15 protein-coding genes are annotated in these 15778 nt (G+C 65.8%); 12 read left to right on the forward strand and 3 right to left on the reverse strand.

All coding sequences use genetic code 11. The features are described from left to right. The first annotated feature begins 60 nt into the window (after positions 1–60). Both D2N39_RS02155 and D2N39_RS02160 read left to right on the forward strand, forming a co-directional pair. Complete coding sequence (locus D2N39_RS02155; protein WP_119133138.1) at positions 61–939, forward strand: DMT family transporter; 879 nt, start codon at positions 61–63, stop codon at positions 937–939. Next, positions 936–1814 carry a lysophospholipid acyltransferase family protein gene (locus tag D2N39_RS02160; RefSeq protein ID WP_119133139.1) on the forward strand — a complete coding sequence of 293 codons (879 nt, stop codon included), beginning with the start codon at positions 936–938 and terminating at the stop codon, positions 1812–1814. Before D2N39_RS02155 ends, D2N39_RS02160 begins: the two co-directional genes overlap by 4 nt. On the opposite strand, the gene D2N39_RS02165 is transcribed toward D2N39_RS02160, so the two are convergent. After that, positions 1811–2518: a DUF1223 domain-containing protein gene (locus tag D2N39_RS02165; RefSeq protein WP_119133340.1), complete on the reverse strand. Its 708-nt coding sequence runs from the start codon at positions 2516–2518 to the stop codon at positions 1811–1813. The genes D2N39_RS02160 and D2N39_RS02165 overlap by 4 nt on opposite strands. Positions 2519–2796: 278 nt before the next feature. Here D2N39_RS02165 and acnA point away from each other — a divergent pair, with 278 nt between their 5' ends. Further along, entirely contained in the window at positions 2797–5550 is a 2754-nt protein-coding gene (acnA, locus tag D2N39_RS02170; protein ID WP_119133140.1) for an aconitate hydratase AcnA, read from the forward strand. Between the two features lie 210 nt (positions 5551–5760). Further along, the gene (locus D2N39_RS02175; RefSeq protein WP_233557029.1) at positions 5761–7128 is read left to right on the forward strand and encodes a divergent polysaccharide deacetylase family protein; all 1368 of its coding nucleotides are present in this window, start codon (positions 5761–5763) and stop codon (positions 7126–7128) included. Here D2N39_RS02175 and D2N39_RS02180 read toward each other — a convergent pair. Together D2N39_RS02180 and D2N39_RS02185 are read right to left on the reverse strand one after the other, a co-directional pair. After that, positions 7014–7718 (reverse strand): class I SAM-dependent methyltransferase, encoded by a 705-nt coding sequence (locus D2N39_RS02180; RefSeq protein ID WP_119133141.1) that lies wholly within the window; start codon positions 7716–7718, stop codon positions 7014–7016. The genes D2N39_RS02175 and D2N39_RS02180 overlap by 115 nt on opposite strands. A gap of 9 nt (positions 7719–7727) precedes the next feature. Next, positions 7728–8600 (reverse strand): hypothetical protein, encoded by an 873-nt coding sequence (locus D2N39_RS02185; RefSeq protein ID WP_119133142.1) that lies wholly within the window; start codon positions 8598–8600, stop codon positions 7728–7730. 91 nt (positions 8601–8691) lie between these two features. Between D2N39_RS02185 and D2N39_RS02190 the strand changes: the two genes are divergently transcribed. From D2N39_RS02190 to D2N39_RS02225, 8 genes are all read left to right on the forward strand, one after another. Next, positions 8692–10347, forward strand: a complete 1656-nt coding sequence (locus tag D2N39_RS02190; protein WP_199725180.1) for an ABC transporter permease — start codon at positions 8692–8694, stop codon at positions 10345–10347. Positions 10348–10429: 82 nt separating this feature from the next. Further along, positions 10430–11065 carry a heme ABC exporter ATP-binding protein CcmA gene (ccmA, locus tag D2N39_RS02195; protein ID WP_119133144.1) on the forward strand — a complete coding sequence of 212 codons (636 nt, stop codon included), beginning with the start codon at positions 10430–10432 and terminating at the stop codon, positions 11063–11065. Then, positions 11062–11718, forward strand: a complete 657-nt coding sequence (ccmB, locus tag D2N39_RS02200) for a heme exporter protein CcmB (RefSeq protein WP_119133145.1) — start codon at positions 11062–11064, stop codon at positions 11716–11718. The genes ccmA and ccmB overlap by 4 nt, the downstream gene beginning before the upstream one ends. A 51-nt stretch (positions 11719–11769) precedes the next feature. Beyond that, the gene (locus tag D2N39_RS02205) at positions 11770–12501 is read left to right on the forward strand and encodes a heme ABC transporter permease (RefSeq protein WP_119133146.1); all 732 of its coding nucleotides are present in this window, start codon (positions 11770–11772) and stop codon (positions 12499–12501) included. After that, on the forward strand, positions 12501–12653 hold the full coding sequence (gene ccmD, locus D2N39_RS02210) for a heme exporter protein CcmD (protein WP_407645510.1): 153 nt from the start codon (positions 12501–12503) through the stop codon (positions 12651–12653). Before D2N39_RS02205 ends, ccmD begins: the two co-directional genes overlap by 1 nt. Position 12654: 1 nt before the next feature. Beyond that, positions 12655–13182, forward strand: a complete 528-nt coding sequence (locus D2N39_RS02215; protein WP_119133147.1) for a DsbE family thiol:disulfide interchange protein — start codon at positions 12655–12657, stop codon at positions 13180–13182. A gap of 21 nt (positions 13183–13203) precedes the next feature. Next, complete coding sequence (locus D2N39_RS02220; protein ID WP_119133148.1) at positions 13204–15168, forward strand: calcium-binding protein; 1965 nt, start codon at positions 13204–13206, stop codon at positions 15166–15168. A 174-nt stretch (positions 15169–15342) separates the two neighbouring features. Beyond that, positions 15343–15759 (forward strand): VOC family protein, encoded by a 417-nt coding sequence (locus tag D2N39_RS02225; protein WP_119133149.1) that lies wholly within the window; start codon positions 15343–15345, stop codon positions 15757–15759. The last annotated feature ends 19 nt before the right edge of the window (positions 15760–15778 follow it).

Here is a 15778-nt window from a genome sequence, read left to right on the forward strand (position 1 = left end):
CGTCTTGCCCTTCCCGCGCCCCACCCCTAGGGTCTGCCCGATCCAGCAAGGCGAAGGCAGATGCACCAGACCGAAACCACCCGTGGCATCCTGCTGATGCTGATCGCCATTGCGACCTTCACCAGCATGGACGCACTGGCCAAGACCATGGTGGCCGATTACCCGGCGCTTCAGGTGGTCTGGGCGCGTTATACCGGGCAGACCGTCATCGTCACGCTGGTCTTCCTGCCGCGCCTGCACCAGCTGCTGCGCACCCGGCATCCCGGCCTTCAGGCCCTGCGTTCGCTGTTCCAATTCGGTGCGACCGCTTTCTTCTTCCTCAGCCTCGGGCATATTGGTCTGGCCGAGGCGACCGCGATCACCGATCTGAACCCGGTTCTGATCACCCTGGGCGCGGCCCTGTTTCTGGGCGAGAAACTGGGCCCGCGCCGGCTGATCGGCATCGGCCTGTCGCTGATCGGCGCCATGATCATCATTCGCCCCGGTCTGGGCGTGTTCCAGCCCGCTGCCCTGCTGCCGCTTGCCTGCGCCTGCTGCTATGCCGCTTTCGCGCTGGCGACCCGCTACGTTGGCCGCAGCGAAGGATCATCGACAGCGCTGCTTTATTCCGCGCTGTTCGGCACGTTTGCCACCAGCGTCATGATGCCGGGTATCTGGCAGCCCATCGCCGGCGGCGACATCTGGAAATTCCTGCTGATCGGGGCACTCGGGTCGGTGGCGCAATTCTTCCTGATCCGCGCCTTCACCATCGCCGAAGCCTCGGCCATCGCGCCCTTCGGCTATATCGGCATCGTGTTCGCGACCGGCTGGGGCATCCTGCTGTTCGACGAATGGCCGGATTTCTGGACGGTCGCGGGTGCCCTTGTGATCGTGGGGGCGGGTGTCTATGTCTGGCACCGCGAAACGCGGGGCCGCCCGCGCCACCCGAGACCGGCATGAAAACACCCGAAAGACCCCGGTTCCGACTGGATCACTGGCTTCAGAACCTTGTCCTGCGTGGCCTGATCGGGCTGCTGCTGGCCCTGCCCTATCATTGGCGGGTGCCGCTTTGCGGCTGGATTTTTGCGCGGATCATCGCCCCGCTGGCGGGCTATGACCGGCGCATCCGCGACAATCTTGCGCGGATCTTCCCCGAGATGCCCGAAGCCGAGGTGCGCCGCATGCTGCGCGCCGTGCCCGACAACGTGGGCCGCACGGTGATCGAGCTTTACTCGGGCGCCCCTTTCATCGAACGGGCGCTGGCCGCGCCGATGCACGGCCCCGGCCTTGCGGCGCTGGAAGAGGCGCGCGCCACCGGACGCCCCGTGGTGCTGGTGACCGGGCATTTCGGCAATTATGACGCCAGTCGCGCCGCGCTGATCGCGCGGGGGTTCCGCGTCGGCGGTCTTTATCGTCCGATGACCAACTGCTATTTCAACGCGCATTATGTGGCCGCGATCTCGCGCATTGGCACACCACTGTTCGCGCGCGGGCGGCAGGGCATGGCCGGGATGATCCGCTTCCTGCGCGAGGGCGGTATTCTGGGCATCGTGCAGGACCAGCATATGAACCTGGGCGTGAAGCTGAAATTCTTCGGCCATGACGCGATGACGGCGCTGTCGGCGGCAGAGCTGGCGCTGAAATATGATGCGCTGGTGGTGCCGACCTATGCGATCCGGCAGGAAAACGGGCTGGATTTCGACATTCTGGTCGATGCGCCCATTCCGCACACTTCGGCAGAGCAGATGACACAGGCGCTGAACGATCATCTGGAAGCGCATGTGCGCGACCATCTGGATCAGTGGTTCTGGATTCACAAGCGCTGGAAGGTCTAGTTCACCCGCTGGGCGGCCAGAATTTCGGCAGGGCCGGCACGTTGGATCAGGACGACCGCCTTGTCTTCGCCGCCCAGCGGCAGCGTCAGGTCAAGCGGCGGCTGGCCCGGCCATTCGGCAACCGGCTGCCAATCGGTGACGATGTTGCGATAGGTGACCGTGCGGCCCGCATTCTCGCCGCGTTCGATATTCACGGTTTCTTCAGGACGGTAGCGCACAAGCTGCACCTTCATCGGCAGGCCCGGCCCGTCGGCCGATTGCGCGCGGACACGGATCTGCCCGCCCTCGCGCGTGACCTCCAGTGTAACGGGCGACCCCGCCCCCTGCGCGCCACGAATGGCCTCCAGCACAGCTTCGGGATCATTGCCCTCGACCCGCGCGCCGCCGTTCACGATCATCTGGGGGGTATAAATGGTGCGGCTGCGCACGGCGCGGGCATAGGCCTTCTGACGCGCGGTAAAGCCCGGCTGGGCCAGATGATCCTCCCATCCGATGTAATCCCAATAATCCACATGCAGGGCCAGAGGGATGACACCCGGATCGGCCGCCAGCTTTGCCAGAAAGTCATCGGCGGGCGGACAGGACGAACAGCCCTGCGAGGTGTAAAGCTCGATCACCACCGGACGATCCGCCGCCGTCTGCGCCTGCCCTGCAACGGCAAAAGCAAGCCAGAGGCCGCATGCGGCTTTAAGTGCATCGCGCATCATGGTCTTCCCGATCCCCTCGTGATGCAACGGTTCTAGCCAACTAGCCCCCCGCTTGCCAATCAAGGTTTTGCGAGAGCGCGCGAGGCATCACGCCTGCTTTCGTGAAAGTGGCGTGCAAAAGTCTGCCGGGCCCGCCAGAAAGCACTGGATTTTCGGCATACAATTGCATACAAATGCCGCAGATTCCCTTGCACGCCGTGCCGCGATGCGGCATGACCTAAGGTGAATACCACGGACCCGAGCCCGAATTTCCGAGCCACAGCCAGGAGGCGACCATGACCGTCACCGTCGGACACGACAGCAGCAAAACGAGAAAGACCCTGACCGCCGGCGGCCAGTCGGTCGCCTATTACTCGATCCCCGCCGCCGAAGCCGCCGGTCTGGGCGAGTTCGCCAAACTTCCGGCCGCGCTGAAGGTCGTTCTGGAAAACATGCTGCGCTTCGAGGATGGCAAGACCGTTTCGGTCGATGACATCCGTGCCTTTTCGGACTGGGGCAAGATGGGCGGCAAAAACCCGCGCGAGATCGCCTATCGCCCGGCCCGCGTGCTGATGCAGGATTTCACCGGCGTTCCGGCCGTGGTGGACCTTGCCGCGATGCGTGACGGCATCATCGGCCTTGGCGGCGATGCACAGAAGATCAACCCGCTGAACCCGGTCGACCTCGTGATCGACCACTCGGTGATGATCGACGAATACGGCCATCCGCGCGCCTTCCAGATGAACGTGGACCGCGAATACGAGCGGAACATGGAGCGCTATGTCTTCCTGAAATGGGGTCAGAAGGCGTTCAACAACTTCCGCGTGGTGCCGCCCGGCACTGGCATCTGCCACCAGGTGAACCTGGAATACCTTTCGCAGACCGTCTGGACCGATACCGACCAGAATGGTGAACTGGTTGCCTATCCCGACACGCTGGTCGGCACCGACAGCCACACCACGATGGTGAACGGTCTGGCCGTGCTGGGCTGGGGCGTGGGCGGCATCGAGGCCGAAGCGGCGATGCTGGGCCAGCCGGTTTCCATGCTGATCCCCGAGGTCGTGGGCTTCAAGCTGACCGGGCAGATGATGGAAGGCACCACCGCCACTGACCTCGTGCTGAAGGTCGTGCAGATGCTGCGCAAGCACGGCGTGGTGAACAAGTTCGTCGAATTCTACGGCGAAGGTCTGGATCACCTGCCGCTGGCCGACCGCGCAACCATCGCCAACATGGCCCCGGAATACGGCGCCACCTGCGGCTTCTTCCCGATCGACAACGAAACCCTGCGTTACCTGCGCAACACCGGCCGCGAGGAAAGCCGCATCGCGCTGGTCGAAGCCTATGCCAAGGAAAACGGCATGTGGCGCGGCCCGGATTATGACCCGGTCTACACCTCGACCCTGCATCTCGACATGTCGGAAATCGTCCCCGCCATCTCGGGTCCGAAGCGTCCGCAGGATTACGTTCCGCTGAACCTTGCCTCGCAGGGCTTCTACAAGGTCGTGTCGGATTACCGTGGCGTCGATCTGTCGAAAGCCGCCGACGAAATGGCCGGTGAAGGCGCCGTGGCAACCGCCCCGGTCACCGATCCGCGCAAGACCGTCAGCGTCGAGGGCAAGGATTTCACCCTGACCGACGGCGATGTGGTCATCGCCGCCATCACCTCCTGCACCAATACCTCGAACCCCTATGTGATGATCGGGGCCGGTCTGGTGGCGCGCAAGGCCCGCGCGCTGGGTCTGAACCGCAAGCCCTGGGTGAAAACCTCGCTGGCGCCGGGATCGCAGGTCGTGGCGGAATATCTGAACGCCGCCGGGCTTCAGGAGGACCTTGACGCCGTGGGCTTCAACCTCGCCGGTTTCGGCTGCACCACCTGCATCGGCAACTCGGGTCCGCTGGGCGATCCGGCGATTTCCAAGGCCATTCAGGAAAACGATCTGGTGGCAACCGCCGTCCTGTCGGGCAACCGCAACTTCGAAGGCCGGATCTCGCCCGACGTGCGCGCCAACTATCTGGCCTCGCCGCCGCTGGTCGTGGCCTATGCCATCGCCGGGTCGCTGAACATCGACCTGACGGTCGATCCGATCGGTCAGGACAAGGACGGCAAGGATGTCTTCCTGAAGGACATCTGGCCGACCAACCGCGAAGTGGCGGAACTGGTGGAAAAGACCGTGACCCGCGAGGCGTTCCAGACCAAATACGCCGACGTGTTCAAGGGCGACGAAAAGTGGCAGGCGGTGGAGATCACCGACAGCGAAACCTACGACTGGCCGCCGACCTCGACCTATATCCAGAACCCGCCCTACTTCCAGGGCATGGGCAAGTCGAAGGGCGTGATCAAGGACATCGAGGGTGCCCGCGTTCTGGCGCTGCTGGGTGACATGATCACCACCGACCACATCTCGCCCGCCGGTTCGTTCAAGGCCACCACCCCGGCTGGCAAGTATCTGTCGGAGCGTCAGGTTCCGGTGTCCGAGTTCAACTCCTACGGGGCCCGTCGTGGCAACCACGAGGTGATGATGCGCGGCACCTTCGCCAATATCCGCATCAAGAACGAGATGCTGGACGGCGTGGAAGGCGGCTACACCAAGGGGCCGGATGGTGCGCAGACCTCGATCTATGACGCGTCGATGGCCTATCAGGCCGAGGGCACGCCGCTGGTCATCTTCGGTGGCGTCGAATACGGCGCCGGTTCGTCGCGTGACTGGGCCGCCAAAGGCACCGCGCTGCTGGGCGTGAAAGCCGTGATCGCGGAATCGTTCGAGCGTATCCACCGGTCCAACCTCGTCGGAATGGGCGTCATTCCGTTCGAGTTCACCGGCGGCGACACCCGCAAGACGCTGGGGCTGAAGGGCGACGAGGTCGTGGCGATCCACGGTCTTGCCGGTGACCTGAAGCCGCTGAGCCTTGTGCCCTGCACCATCAAATATGCCGATGGCACCGAAAAGACGATCCAGATCAAGTGCCGCATCGATACGGCTATCGAGATCGAATATGTCGAGAACGGCGGCGTGCTGCACTATGTGCTGCGCAATCTCGCCTCGGCCTGATCAGGTCTGAAAGCTTGCGGAAGGCCCCGGCGGATGCCGGGGCCTTTCTGCATTCTGCGCAGCGGAAACGCAGGTGCAGAAAGGTGTTGCAAAGGGGGTGAACCCGACGCTGCACCGCGCTATAAGAAGGACAAGGCCGCGCGGCAGGTTTTCGCCGCGCTTGGGGCAAAGCGGATGGGCGGGGCAACCGCCAGAGCGGTGGAGGCAGGTTTGCGCGGGTTTCTGTCGGGCGTGATTTCAGGCGGCATCGTCGGGGTGCTGGGTCTTGGCGTTTTGTCGCAATTGCTGCCGCCGCCGGCCAGCGTGCCACCTGTCGAGGTGGCGAATCTCGACGCTGCACCGGCGGCTGACAGCGAAGCACCCGAAGCGGTGGCCACGCCCGAGCCCGTCGCGGCACCTGAACCGGCGACGCCGGAACTCACAGAGCCGCAGCCCGTGGCGCAGGAAGAGGCCGCGCCGTCCTCCGAACCGCCACAGACCACGACCGAAGCCCCGGAGGCGCCGCAACCTGCCGCCGAACCGGCCCCGGCGCCGGATCTGGCGCTTGCCCCGGCAGCCGAACCCGCCGCCCCGGAACAGCCTGCCCTGCCCGAAGCGGGGGCTGAGGTCGATGCGGCCCCGGAAGCCGCGGAACTGCCCCCCGTGCCTCCGCTGACCCCCGAGGAAGAAGCGATGCTTGCCCCGGTCGAGGAGGATGCGCTGCCCGCAGAGATGCCCGCCCATGCCCCCCCCGCCCCCGATGCCAGCGAGGAGGCCGCCGCCCCGGCCGAGCCGCTGCTGGATCGCCCGCAACCCGGCCTCAGAGGGCAGGTCGAGGGGGTGACAACCAATCGCCTGCCGTCGATCGACGTGGCTCCGCCAAGTGATCCGGCCGATGACGTGCCCGTGCTGAATGACGATCCGCGCCCGATTGCGCGCTATGCGGTGCCCTTCGACAATCCGGCCGCCAAGCCGCTTTATGCAATCGTGCTGGCCGATGACGGCAAGGCCGGGGTGGATCGCAACGCTATCGCGGCGCTGCCGCTGCCGGTGACCATCGCGCTGGACCCCACCGCGCCGGATGCCGAAGAGATTGCCAGCGCCTATCGTGCCGCCGGGAAAGAGGTGGCCATGCTGGCAACCGGCCTGCCGAAAGGTGCCACTGCCGCCGATGTGCAGGTCACTTTCGCGGCCAATGCCGATACGCTGCCGCAGGCGGTGGCGGTGGTGGATCTGCCGCAAGGCGGGTTCCAGAACGACCGCAGGCTGGCCAGCGACGTGGTGCCGGTGATCAAGGATCAGGGGCGCGGGCTCGTCACGTTTGATCGGGGCCTGAATACCGCCGATCAGGTGGCGCGGCGTGAGTCTGTGCCTTCGGCCGTCATGTTCCGCCAGATCGACGGCGAGGGGGAAAGCGTGCCGGTGATGCGCCGCTATCTGGACCGCGCCGCCTTCAAGGCCGCGCAGGATGGCAAGGTGGTGGTCTATGGCACTGTCGCGCCCGACACGATTGCCGCGCTGCTGGAATGGTCGGTCGAGGGCCGCGCCGGTTCAGTCGCGCTGGCGCCGCTGACCGCCGTTCTGTCCGAGGCGCAGTAAGCCCTGCGCCGCAAAATGAGGTGCAGCCAGATTGCGGGCTCGCCGCCAAAGCCACCGCCCTCGCGGAGGCGCAGGCCCAGCAACTCCCAACCAGACCCGCAGGCTTGCAGTAGCCATGCGGGATCTGGCCGGTTGAAATAGCGCCCGTGCGTATCCGGCCCCTCCGGCCCGCCCGTCTTGAAACTGGCGAAGAACAGGCCATTGGGGCGCAAGGCGGTATGGATCAGGGCCAGAATGCCGGAAAGCGCGCGCCGCGGCACATGCAGAAGGCTCGCATTGGCCCAGACGGCGTCATATTCGGCTCGGGCCTCCAACGCCTCGAACCGCAAGACCCGCACCGGGCGGCCCAGCCGTTCAGTGGCGATCTGCGCCAAAGCCGCGCTGCCATCTGTGGGGTCCACCTCAAAGCCCGCCGCCAGCATCGCCGCCGCATCGTTCCCCGCACCACAGCCCAGTTCCAGAATGCGCGCACCGGGGGCAAGCCTCGCCAGAAACCCGGCCAGCGCCGGATGCGGCCGCTGGCTGCCTTCGGCGGCATAGCGCGACGCCTGCGCCTCGTAGAACAGCAGGGTTCCCGGATCGCCGGCCATGCCCCCGGCTCAGGGCGTGATCACGGTCACGCCGGGCAGGCTGGCGATATAGGCCATGTCGCGGTCATAGGTTTCGGTCATGACCGCCACCATATCCTCGGTCCAGTCCGGCAGACTGAAGGACATCTCGACCACATCGGGCCGCGCGAACTTGTCAAGGAAAGCCGAAACCACGCGCCGCCGCTGTGCCACGCCCTGCGGCGGATGCTTTTCCATATAGGCCGCCATGCGGGTCATGCCATCGACCGTCATCACCGTGCCCAGCAATTCGTCCACGCCGTCAAGCTGCATTCCCGCAGGATGGCCGGAGACGGCTTGCAGCACCTCGGGCCAGATCAGCGGCGTATCCTCGTCGGCCCAGACGGTGATCGGCACACCGGGATTGCGGTCGATCAGTTGCAGGATCAGATCGGACCAGCGCAGGCTTAGCGGGTCAGTGCCCTCGATGAATTCGGCGTAGTCGCGGCCGCGCTGGCGTCGGTGCAGTTCCGGCAGATAGGTGGCGGGGTTGCGCAGGCCCAGATGGAATTCTGCCTCGATCTCGGGGAAGATCTGGCAGATGGTGCGCATCCGGTCGCCCCCGGTATGATAAAACCGCCCCTTCACCGCCCAGGCCGGGAAGGCAAGAAAATTCTCCCATGACAGGATCAGCCGGTTGGCCGCATCGGCCTCCATGATCTGATCCAGCAGATTGGCCTGCATTTCCATGCTGGCAGGCTGCCCCTTCAACTGGATCGCCGCATCGCGGATCAGGTTGCGATAGCGCCCCGGTTCGGGCACTTCGATCCCGGCCCCGGCCAGTTGATCGGCATTGCGGTGCAGCGTCCGAACCAGACGGTCGTCATCGGTGCAATGCACCCCAAGGTGATAGGCGATACGCATAAGGGCCTGCTGTGGCAGTTGCTGCTCGTTATCAGTGAATATACGGGGTTTTCTGGACAGATAAACCGCTTTCCTGTAATCGGGCCGAATGATGCCCGAGCAAAAGACTCAGTCACCCTTCTTCTGCGCCCCGCGCCTGCCCGATGGCTGGACGCTGGCGGCGGCGATTATCGGGGTGGTCGTGCTGGCGCCTGTGATCTCGGTCGTCTGGATCGCCTTTCATCCGACCGAGAACATCTGGCCGCATCTGATGGCGACGGTGATGCCGCGCTATCTGGCGACGACCGGGCGGATGATGCTGGGCGTGGGGCTGCTGACCGCAGCGATGGGCACGGGGGCTGCCTGGCTGGTGACGATGTATCGTTTTCCCGGCGCGCGGTTCTTCGACCGGGCGCTGCTGCTGCCGCTGGCAATTCCGGCCTATGTGGGGGCCTACGCGCTGGTGGATTTCTTCGATTACTCCGGTGCACTTCAGGTGGGTCTGCGGTCGCTGATGGGCTGGCAAAGCGCGCGGGACTACTGGTTTCCGCCCGTGCGGTCGGAAGGGGCGGCCATCGTCGTGCTGTCGGCGGCGCTTTATCCTTATGTATTTCTGCTGGCCCGCGCGGCCTTCCGCGAACAATCGGGCGGCTGCTACGAGGTGGCCCGCGCGCTGGGGTCCGGCCCCTGGGGCGTGTTCTTCCGCGTCGGCCTGCCGCTGGCCCGGCCCGCCATTGCCGCAGGCGTGGCCCTGGCGCTGATGGAAACGGTGGCCGATTACGGCACCGCCACCCATTTCGGGGTTCAGACCCTGACCACGGGGCTGTTTTCCACATGGCTGACCACCGGCAACGCCGGGGGGGCGGCGCAGATCGCGGGCGTTTCGCTGACGGTGATCGTGCTGCTGCTGGGGCTGGAACGCTGGAGCCGCCGCAACGCCCGCTTTCACGGCTCAGCCCGGCAGGCCCGCCCGGTCGAGCCGCAGCCGATTCGCGGCGCGCGGCGCTGGCTGGCAACGGTGGCCTGCGCCCTGCCCTTCGCCATGGGGTTCGTGCTGCCGGTCGCGGTGATGACCGGCCACGCCATCCGCAAACCCGAGGCCTGGGTCTCGCCCGGTCTGGGCCGCGCGCTGGTCAATACGCTGGTCACCGGCGGGTTGGCCGCCGCGCTGACCGTGGGGGCAGCGCTGATCATGGTCTATGGCCTGCGGTTGCGCGGACGTGGATTGCCGCGCTGGATCCTGCCGATCACGGCGCTTGGATATGCCGCGCCGGGGGCGGTTCTGGCGCTGGGTCTGCTGATCCCGCTTGCGACCTTCGACCACTGGTTCGCCGATACTCTGGCCGCGACGACCGGATGGGACCCCGGACTGTTGCTGACGGGCACCGCTGCCGCGCTGGTGCTGGCCTATGCGCTGCGCTTCTTCGGCATTGCACAGGGCGCGGTGGATGCCGCCTTTGGCCGCGTTTCGCCCAACCTGCCCTTGGCAGCACGGGCGCTGGGGCGCAGCCCTGCGCGGGTGCTGCGCGACGTTTATCTGCCGTTGATGCGCGGATCGGTCGCCACCGCGCTGCTGGTGGTCTTTGTCGATTGCGTGAAGGAACTACCCGCGACGCTGCTGCTGCGCCCCTTCAACTACAACACCCTTGCCACCCGGGTGTTTGAACTGGCCAGCCTTGAACGGCTGGGCGAGGCCGCACCCGCCGCGTTGCTGGTCATGGGCGTCGGGCTGATCGCTGTGCTTCTGGTTGCCCGGAACGAGGGCTGAGGCACCTTTGTCGCATGCCGCCGCTTTCGCTTTGCGCGGGCAGCGCAATCGGCTAGGCAGGGCAGGAAACCGGGAAAGGCGCATGACCGCGAAAGATTATCGGGTATCTGACCTTGCCGTGGCACGCGGCGGTCTGGTGGTGCTGGAGGGCGTGGGCTTCACCCTGCGCGCAGGGCATGCACTGGTTCTGCGCGGGCCGAATGGCGTGGGCAAGACCACCCTGTTGCGCACACTGGCCGGATTGCAGCCGCCCGCTGCGGGCGACATCGGCCTGCCGCCCGAGGCCATCGCCTATGCCGCCCATGCCGACGGGCTGAAAGCCACGCTGAGCGTGGCGGAAAACCTTGCCTTCTGGGCAGCGATCTACGGCACCGACCGGGTTGAAACCGCGCTGGACCGCATGAACCTGCGCGATCTGCGCGACCGCAGTGCGGCAAACCTGTCCGCTGGACAGAAACGGCGGCTGGGGCTGGCGCGGCTGCTGGTCTCGGGGCGTCCGGTGTGGATGCTGGATGAACCGACCGTCAGCCTCGACGCTGCCTCGGTCGCGCTGTTCGCCGATGTGGTGCGCGGCCATCTGGCGGAAGGCGGTGCCGCGCTGATGGCGACCCATATCGACCTTGGCCTGACCGAGGCCGAGGTGCTGGATCTGACCCCCTTCAAGGCGCGCGGGCAGGCGGCGGGCACGGCCTCCGACTTTGACGAGGCTTTCGCATGATCGCCCTTCTGCTGCGTGACCTGAGGCTGGCCGTGCGTGCCGGGGGCGGCTTTGGCCTTGGGCTTGCCTTCTTCCTGCTGGTGGCGGTGCTGGTGCCGCTAGGCGTCGGGCCGGAAGGCGGGACGCTGGCGAAGATCGCGCCGGGCATCCTGTGGGTCGGCGCCCTGCTGGCGTGCCTTCTGAGCCTCGACCGCATCTTCGCGCTGGATTTCGAGGATGGCTCGCTGGACCTGCTGGCCACCGCCCCGATCCCGCTGGAAGGCGCGGTGGCGATCAAATCCGCCGCGCACTGGCTGGTGACCGGGCTGCCGCTGACGCTGGCCGCGCCGGTGCTGGGGGTGCTGCTGCATCTGCCCGGCAACGGCTACCTCTGGCTCGTCGCCTCATTGGCTCTGGGCACCCCTGCCCTGTCGGTCATCGGCACCTTCGGCGCGGCGCTGACCGTGGGGCTGAAACGTGGCGGGTTGTTGCTGAGCCTGCTGGTCCTGCCGCTTTACGTTCCAACGCTGATCTTCGGCGCCGAGGTCGTCAAACGTGGCGCCGCCGGAATGGCGGTGGAGGTGCCTCTGCTGCTGCTGGCGGGCATCACGCTGGGGGCGGCGGCCGTGCTGCCCTTCGCTTCGGCCCTTGCCCTGCGCATCAATCTGCGGTGATCCTGCCCGATGCCGCTTGCCGCACAACGAAACTGGATTTAGCGAGGCCCCATGTCGCTCTGGGAATATGCCAATCCGAAGAAGTTCATGCAGACCGCCGCACGGGTTCTGCCCGTGGTCAGCCTGCTGGCCGCGATCTGCATGGTCGGCGGGCTGGTCTGGGGGTTCTTCTTCACGCCCGATGATTACAAACAGGGCGCGACGGTGAAGATCATCTTCCTCCATGTGCCCGCCGCCATGATGGCGATCAATGTCTGGGGCATGATGCTGGTCACCTCGCTGGTCTGGATCGTGCGGCGCCACCATGTCAGCGCGCTGGCCGCTCGTGCCGCCGCACCGCTGGGCATGACCTTCACCCTGATTGCGCTGGTGACCGGCGCGCTGTGGGGGCAACCGATGTGGGGGACGTGGTGGGAATGGGACCCGCGTCTGACCTCGTTCCTTATCCTGTTCCTGTTCTACCTTGGCTATGTCGCGCTGTGGCAGGCGGTGGAGAACCCCGATACCGCCGCCGACCTGACCAGCGTGCTGTGCATCGTGGGGTCGGTCTTCGCCGCACTCAGCCGTTATGCGGTGAAGTTCTGGAATCAGGGGCTGCATCAGGATTCGACCATCATGAAGGTGGGCGAGAAAGACCCGCTGGACCCGGCCTATTACTGGCCGCTGATCATCTGCATCGCGGGCTTCATCCTGACCTTCGTCGCACTGGTGCTCTTGCGCACCGTCACCGAAATCCGCGCTCGCCGTCTGGCGGTGCTGACGGCACGGGAAAGGCTGGCCTGATGCCCGATCTTGGCAAATATGCGGGGCCGGTGCTTGGCTCTTACGCGGTGACGATCGGGCTGATCGTCCTTGTGGTCGCGCTGTCGGTCTGGCGGTCGCGGCGAATGAAACGCGCGCTTGAAGCCGTCGAGGCGCGCGCGGGGAGGAAATGACATGTCGCGTATCCTGATGATCCTGCCGCCGCTGGTTTTCGCGGCGCTGGCGGCGATGTTCTGGCTGGGCATGCAGCGCGATGACCCCGATGCCCTGCCCTCGACCCTCGTCGGACGGGCCGCGCCAGTGTTGCAGGTGGGTGCGCTTGGTAATCACGCGGCACTGACCCACGACGCGCTGACAGCGCCGGGGGTGAAGCTCCTGAACTTCTGGGCGAGCTGGTGCGCGCCCTGCCGGGCCGAACATCCGATGCTGAAACAGTTGCAGGCCGAAGGCGTGACCATCCTTGGCGTGAACTACAAGGACAAGCCCGATCAGGCCGAGGCGTTTCTGGCCGAACTGGGCAATCCCTATGCCGCCATCGGCACCGACAGCGGCCGCATGGCGCTGGAATGGGGTGTCTATGGCGTGCCGGAAACCTTTGTCATCGACGGCGAGGGCAAGATCGTCCTGCGCTATGCTGGGCCGATTACCGCGCAGGAGCTTGAGCGGGTGATCCGCCCCGCGCTGACCAAGGCGGCGGAATAAACCGCAGACTTGATACCGATCATGGCGCGCGAGACCGTTTCGCGCTTGCCTGTCCCTGAAACCGGCGGCTGGAGGGCCGCCGCAGAGGTGGAGGGCACCATGAGCTATCAGCCGAAACGTATCCTGACCGATCTGGTCATCAACCAGCCAAGCGAGACATCGGAAAGCGATCCGCGCCTGACGGTGCTGGCCGATGGTCGCATGGTCGCGGTCTGGGCATCGTCGCATGAGGCGGCCTATCTGGGGCTGGAAGGCTGGGACATCGCGGACAGTTATTTCCGCATCCTTGGCGCCGATGGCCGCCCCGAGGGCGAGGTGACGCGGATCAACACCGCGCGCGTCGGCTCGCAGGTCAGCGCCGAGGTGGCCGCCCTGCCCGATGGCGGGTTCATCGTCACCTATGCGGGGGTGCCCCTGAAAAGCGGGCTGGCCCAGATCGGCTTTCAGCGTTTCGATGCGACGGGCGCGGCGGTTGGCGGCGAAACGATTGTCAGCGGGGATATGTCCACCTTTTCCGCCATGAACCCTTCGGTTGCGGTTCTGGAAGACGGTGGCTTCCTCGTCACCTGGCAGTCAGGCAAGAATCTGGCGGGCGGCTATGCCGACGGTGACCGCGAGGGCGTCTATGCCCGGTTGTTCGATGCCGACGGGCTGGCAGTCGGTGGCAGCTTCGCCGTGACGCAGGAAGTGACGGACTGGCAACAGAACCCCGTCGCGCTGCGTCTGTCGGATGGGGCCGTGCTGATCGCGTGGCATGGCAAGGCGCTGGATGGCGAAAGCCCCGCCTTGGGCGTGCGGGCCCGTGTGTTCGAGGAAGACGGCACGCCGCGCGGCGGGGAATTCCTGCTGAACGCGGAAAGCGGCAGCACACTCACCTCCGGCTCGCCACAGCTCAACCCCTCGCTGGCCGCGCTGCCGGATGGCGGTTTCGTCGCGGTCTGGGAAGGCAGCGCGCAGGCGCCCGACAATTCGAGCTGGGGCATCTTTGCCCGGATCTTCGATGCGGACGGAACGGCAAGCGACCCGGAATTCGGCGTCAACACGGCGCGCACGCAAAACCAGACCCGGCCCGAGGTCGCCGTTCTGGCCGATGGCGGTTTCGTGGTGGTATGGCAAAGCGACTTCCTGACCGACGGCTGGACAACAGCAGTGCGCGGCCAGCGTTATGCTGCGGATGGCACAGCCGTCGGCAGCGAATTCGGCGTGAACCAGACCCCGATGTCCTCGTGGAAATACAGCCAGATCGACGTGGCTGCGCAGAAGGATGGCGGCTTTACCGTCACCTACATGCTCGCCGACCCGGAGGTGACGAGCAATCCCTATGACATTGTGGTCAGCCGCTTCGCCCCGGAATGGTTCGGCACATTGGCAGCCGAGCGTCTGCTGGGCACAGGCAAGGGGGATCGGCTTTATGGGCTTGCGGGCAACGATTCGATTTTCGGCCAAACCGGCAACGACACGATTGACGGCGGCACAGGCCACGACCAGATCAGCGGCGGCGCCGGGAATGACCGGCTGACCGGCGCAGGCGGAAATGATCGCCTTGGCGGCGCTACCGGCAATGACCTGCTGCTGGGTGGCACCGGGCACGACACACTGAACGGCGACAAGGGGGATGACCGGCTGGAAGGCGGCGCCGACCGTGACCGGCTCAACGGTGGCGCCGGGGCAGATGTGCTGAAGGGGGGCGGTGGGGCCGACGTGCTGGATGGCGGCACCGGCCGCGACGTGATGACCGGCGGCACCGGCAACGACGTCTTCGTTTTCGCCAAGGGCGATGGCGGGGACCGGATCACCGATTTCGGCACCGGCGCCGACCGGATCGACCTTGGCGATCTGGCCAGTGTCACCAGCTGGCGCGACCTGCGGCTGCACCACCTTCAGGAGGGTGCGGAGGGCGTGACCATCCTTGGCGGCAACGGCGACCGGCTGCTTATCGCAGGCGCCACGCTTGCCAGTCTGGAAGCTGCGGATTTCATCTTCTGAAACGCGAATACCCGGCTCAGGGGCGGGATGCGTCCCTGAGCCGCCCCCACCGGAACAGCGTGGAAGTCGGCGCCACGCCATCGGGGTAGCCTGCATTGCGGCGCAACCCGCCTTGCCATAGCTGCGGCGAGACATTCTATTGAACCATCAACCTGTCGGAAAGGCACACACAGCATGATCGCCTATGTCACAGTCGGTGCGGACGATATGGCGCGCGCGAAACGATTTTACTCGGCCTTCCTGTCGGCCCTTGGCTACGGGCTTGAGGAAGGCCCCGAGGGCCTGACCTACACCCTGCCCACAGAACCGGGACAGGCTGCGGCCTTTCCTGATTTCTATGTCAAAACGCCCTTCGATGGCGGCCCGGCCTCCGTCGGGAATGGATCAATGGTGGCCTTCGAAGCGCGCGATCAAACACAGGTGCGCGACCTTCACGCCGCCGCACTTCTTGCCGGGGGATCGGACGAAGGCCAGCCGGGCTTTCGCGCCGCCTATGGACCTCGGTTCTATGTCGGCTATCTGCGTGACCCACAGGGCAACAAGATCGCCCTTTTCTCCAGCAACAGGGATGAGCCGGGACGGGACGGCTAAAGCTGCCGCGTTACGGCTC

Source organism: Gemmobacter lutimaris, from assembly GCF_003570715.1.
Taxonomy (GTDB): domain Bacteria; phylum Pseudomonadota; class Alphaproteobacteria; order Rhodobacterales; family Rhodobacteraceae; genus Gemmobacter; species Gemmobacter lutimaris.

Coding starts and splice junctions, on each gene's coding strand:
- ccmB (WP_119133145.1), top strand. CDS start 11,062: ATGATCGCCCTTCTGCTGCGTGACCTGAGGCTGGCCGTGCGTGCCGGG.
- ccmD (WP_407645510.1), top strand. CDS start 12,501: ATGCCCGATCTTGGCAAATATGCGGGGCCGGTGCTTGGCTCTTACGCG.
- D2N39_RS02160 (WP_119133139.1), top strand. CDS start 936: ATGAAAACACCCGAAAGACCCCGGTTCCGACTGGATCACTGGCTTCAG.
- D2N39_RS02205 (WP_119133146.1), top strand. CDS start 11,770: ATGTCGCTCTGGGAATATGCCAATCCGAAGAAGTTCATGCAGACCGCC.
- ccmA (WP_119133144.1), top strand. CDS start 10,430: ATGACCGCGAAAGATTATCGGGTATCTGACCTTGCCGTGGCACGCGGC.
- D2N39_RS02165 (WP_119133340.1), bottom strand. CDS start 2,518: ATGCGCGATGCACTTAAAGCCGCATGCGGCCTCTGGCTTGCTTTTGCC.
- D2N39_RS02185 (WP_119133142.1), bottom strand. CDS start 8,600: ATGCGTATCGCCTATCACCTTGGGGTGCATTGCACCGATGACGACCGT.
- D2N39_RS02155 (WP_119133138.1), top strand. CDS start 61: ATGCACCAGACCGAAACCACCCGTGGCATCCTGCTGATGCTGATCGCC.
- D2N39_RS02220 (WP_119133148.1), top strand. CDS start 13,204: ATGGCGCGCGAGACCGTTTCGCGCTTGCCTGTCCCTGAAACCGGCGGC.
- D2N39_RS02190 (WP_199725180.1), top strand. CDS start 8,692: ATGCCCGAGCAAAAGACTCAGTCACCCTTCTTCTGCGCCCCGCGCCTG.
- acnA (WP_119133140.1), top strand. CDS start 2,797: ATGACCGTCACCGTCGGACACGACAGCAGCAAAACGAGAAAGACCCTG.
- D2N39_RS02225 (WP_119133149.1), top strand. CDS start 15,343: ATGATCGCCTATGTCACAGTCGGTGCGGACGATATGGCGCGCGCGAAA.
- D2N39_RS02215 (WP_119133147.1), top strand. CDS start 12,655: ATGTCGCGTATCCTGATGATCCTGCCGCCGCTGGTTTTCGCGGCGCTG.
- D2N39_RS02180 (WP_119133141.1), bottom strand. CDS start 7,718: ATGGCCGGCGATCCGGGAACCCTGCTGTTCTACGAGGCGCAGGCGTCG.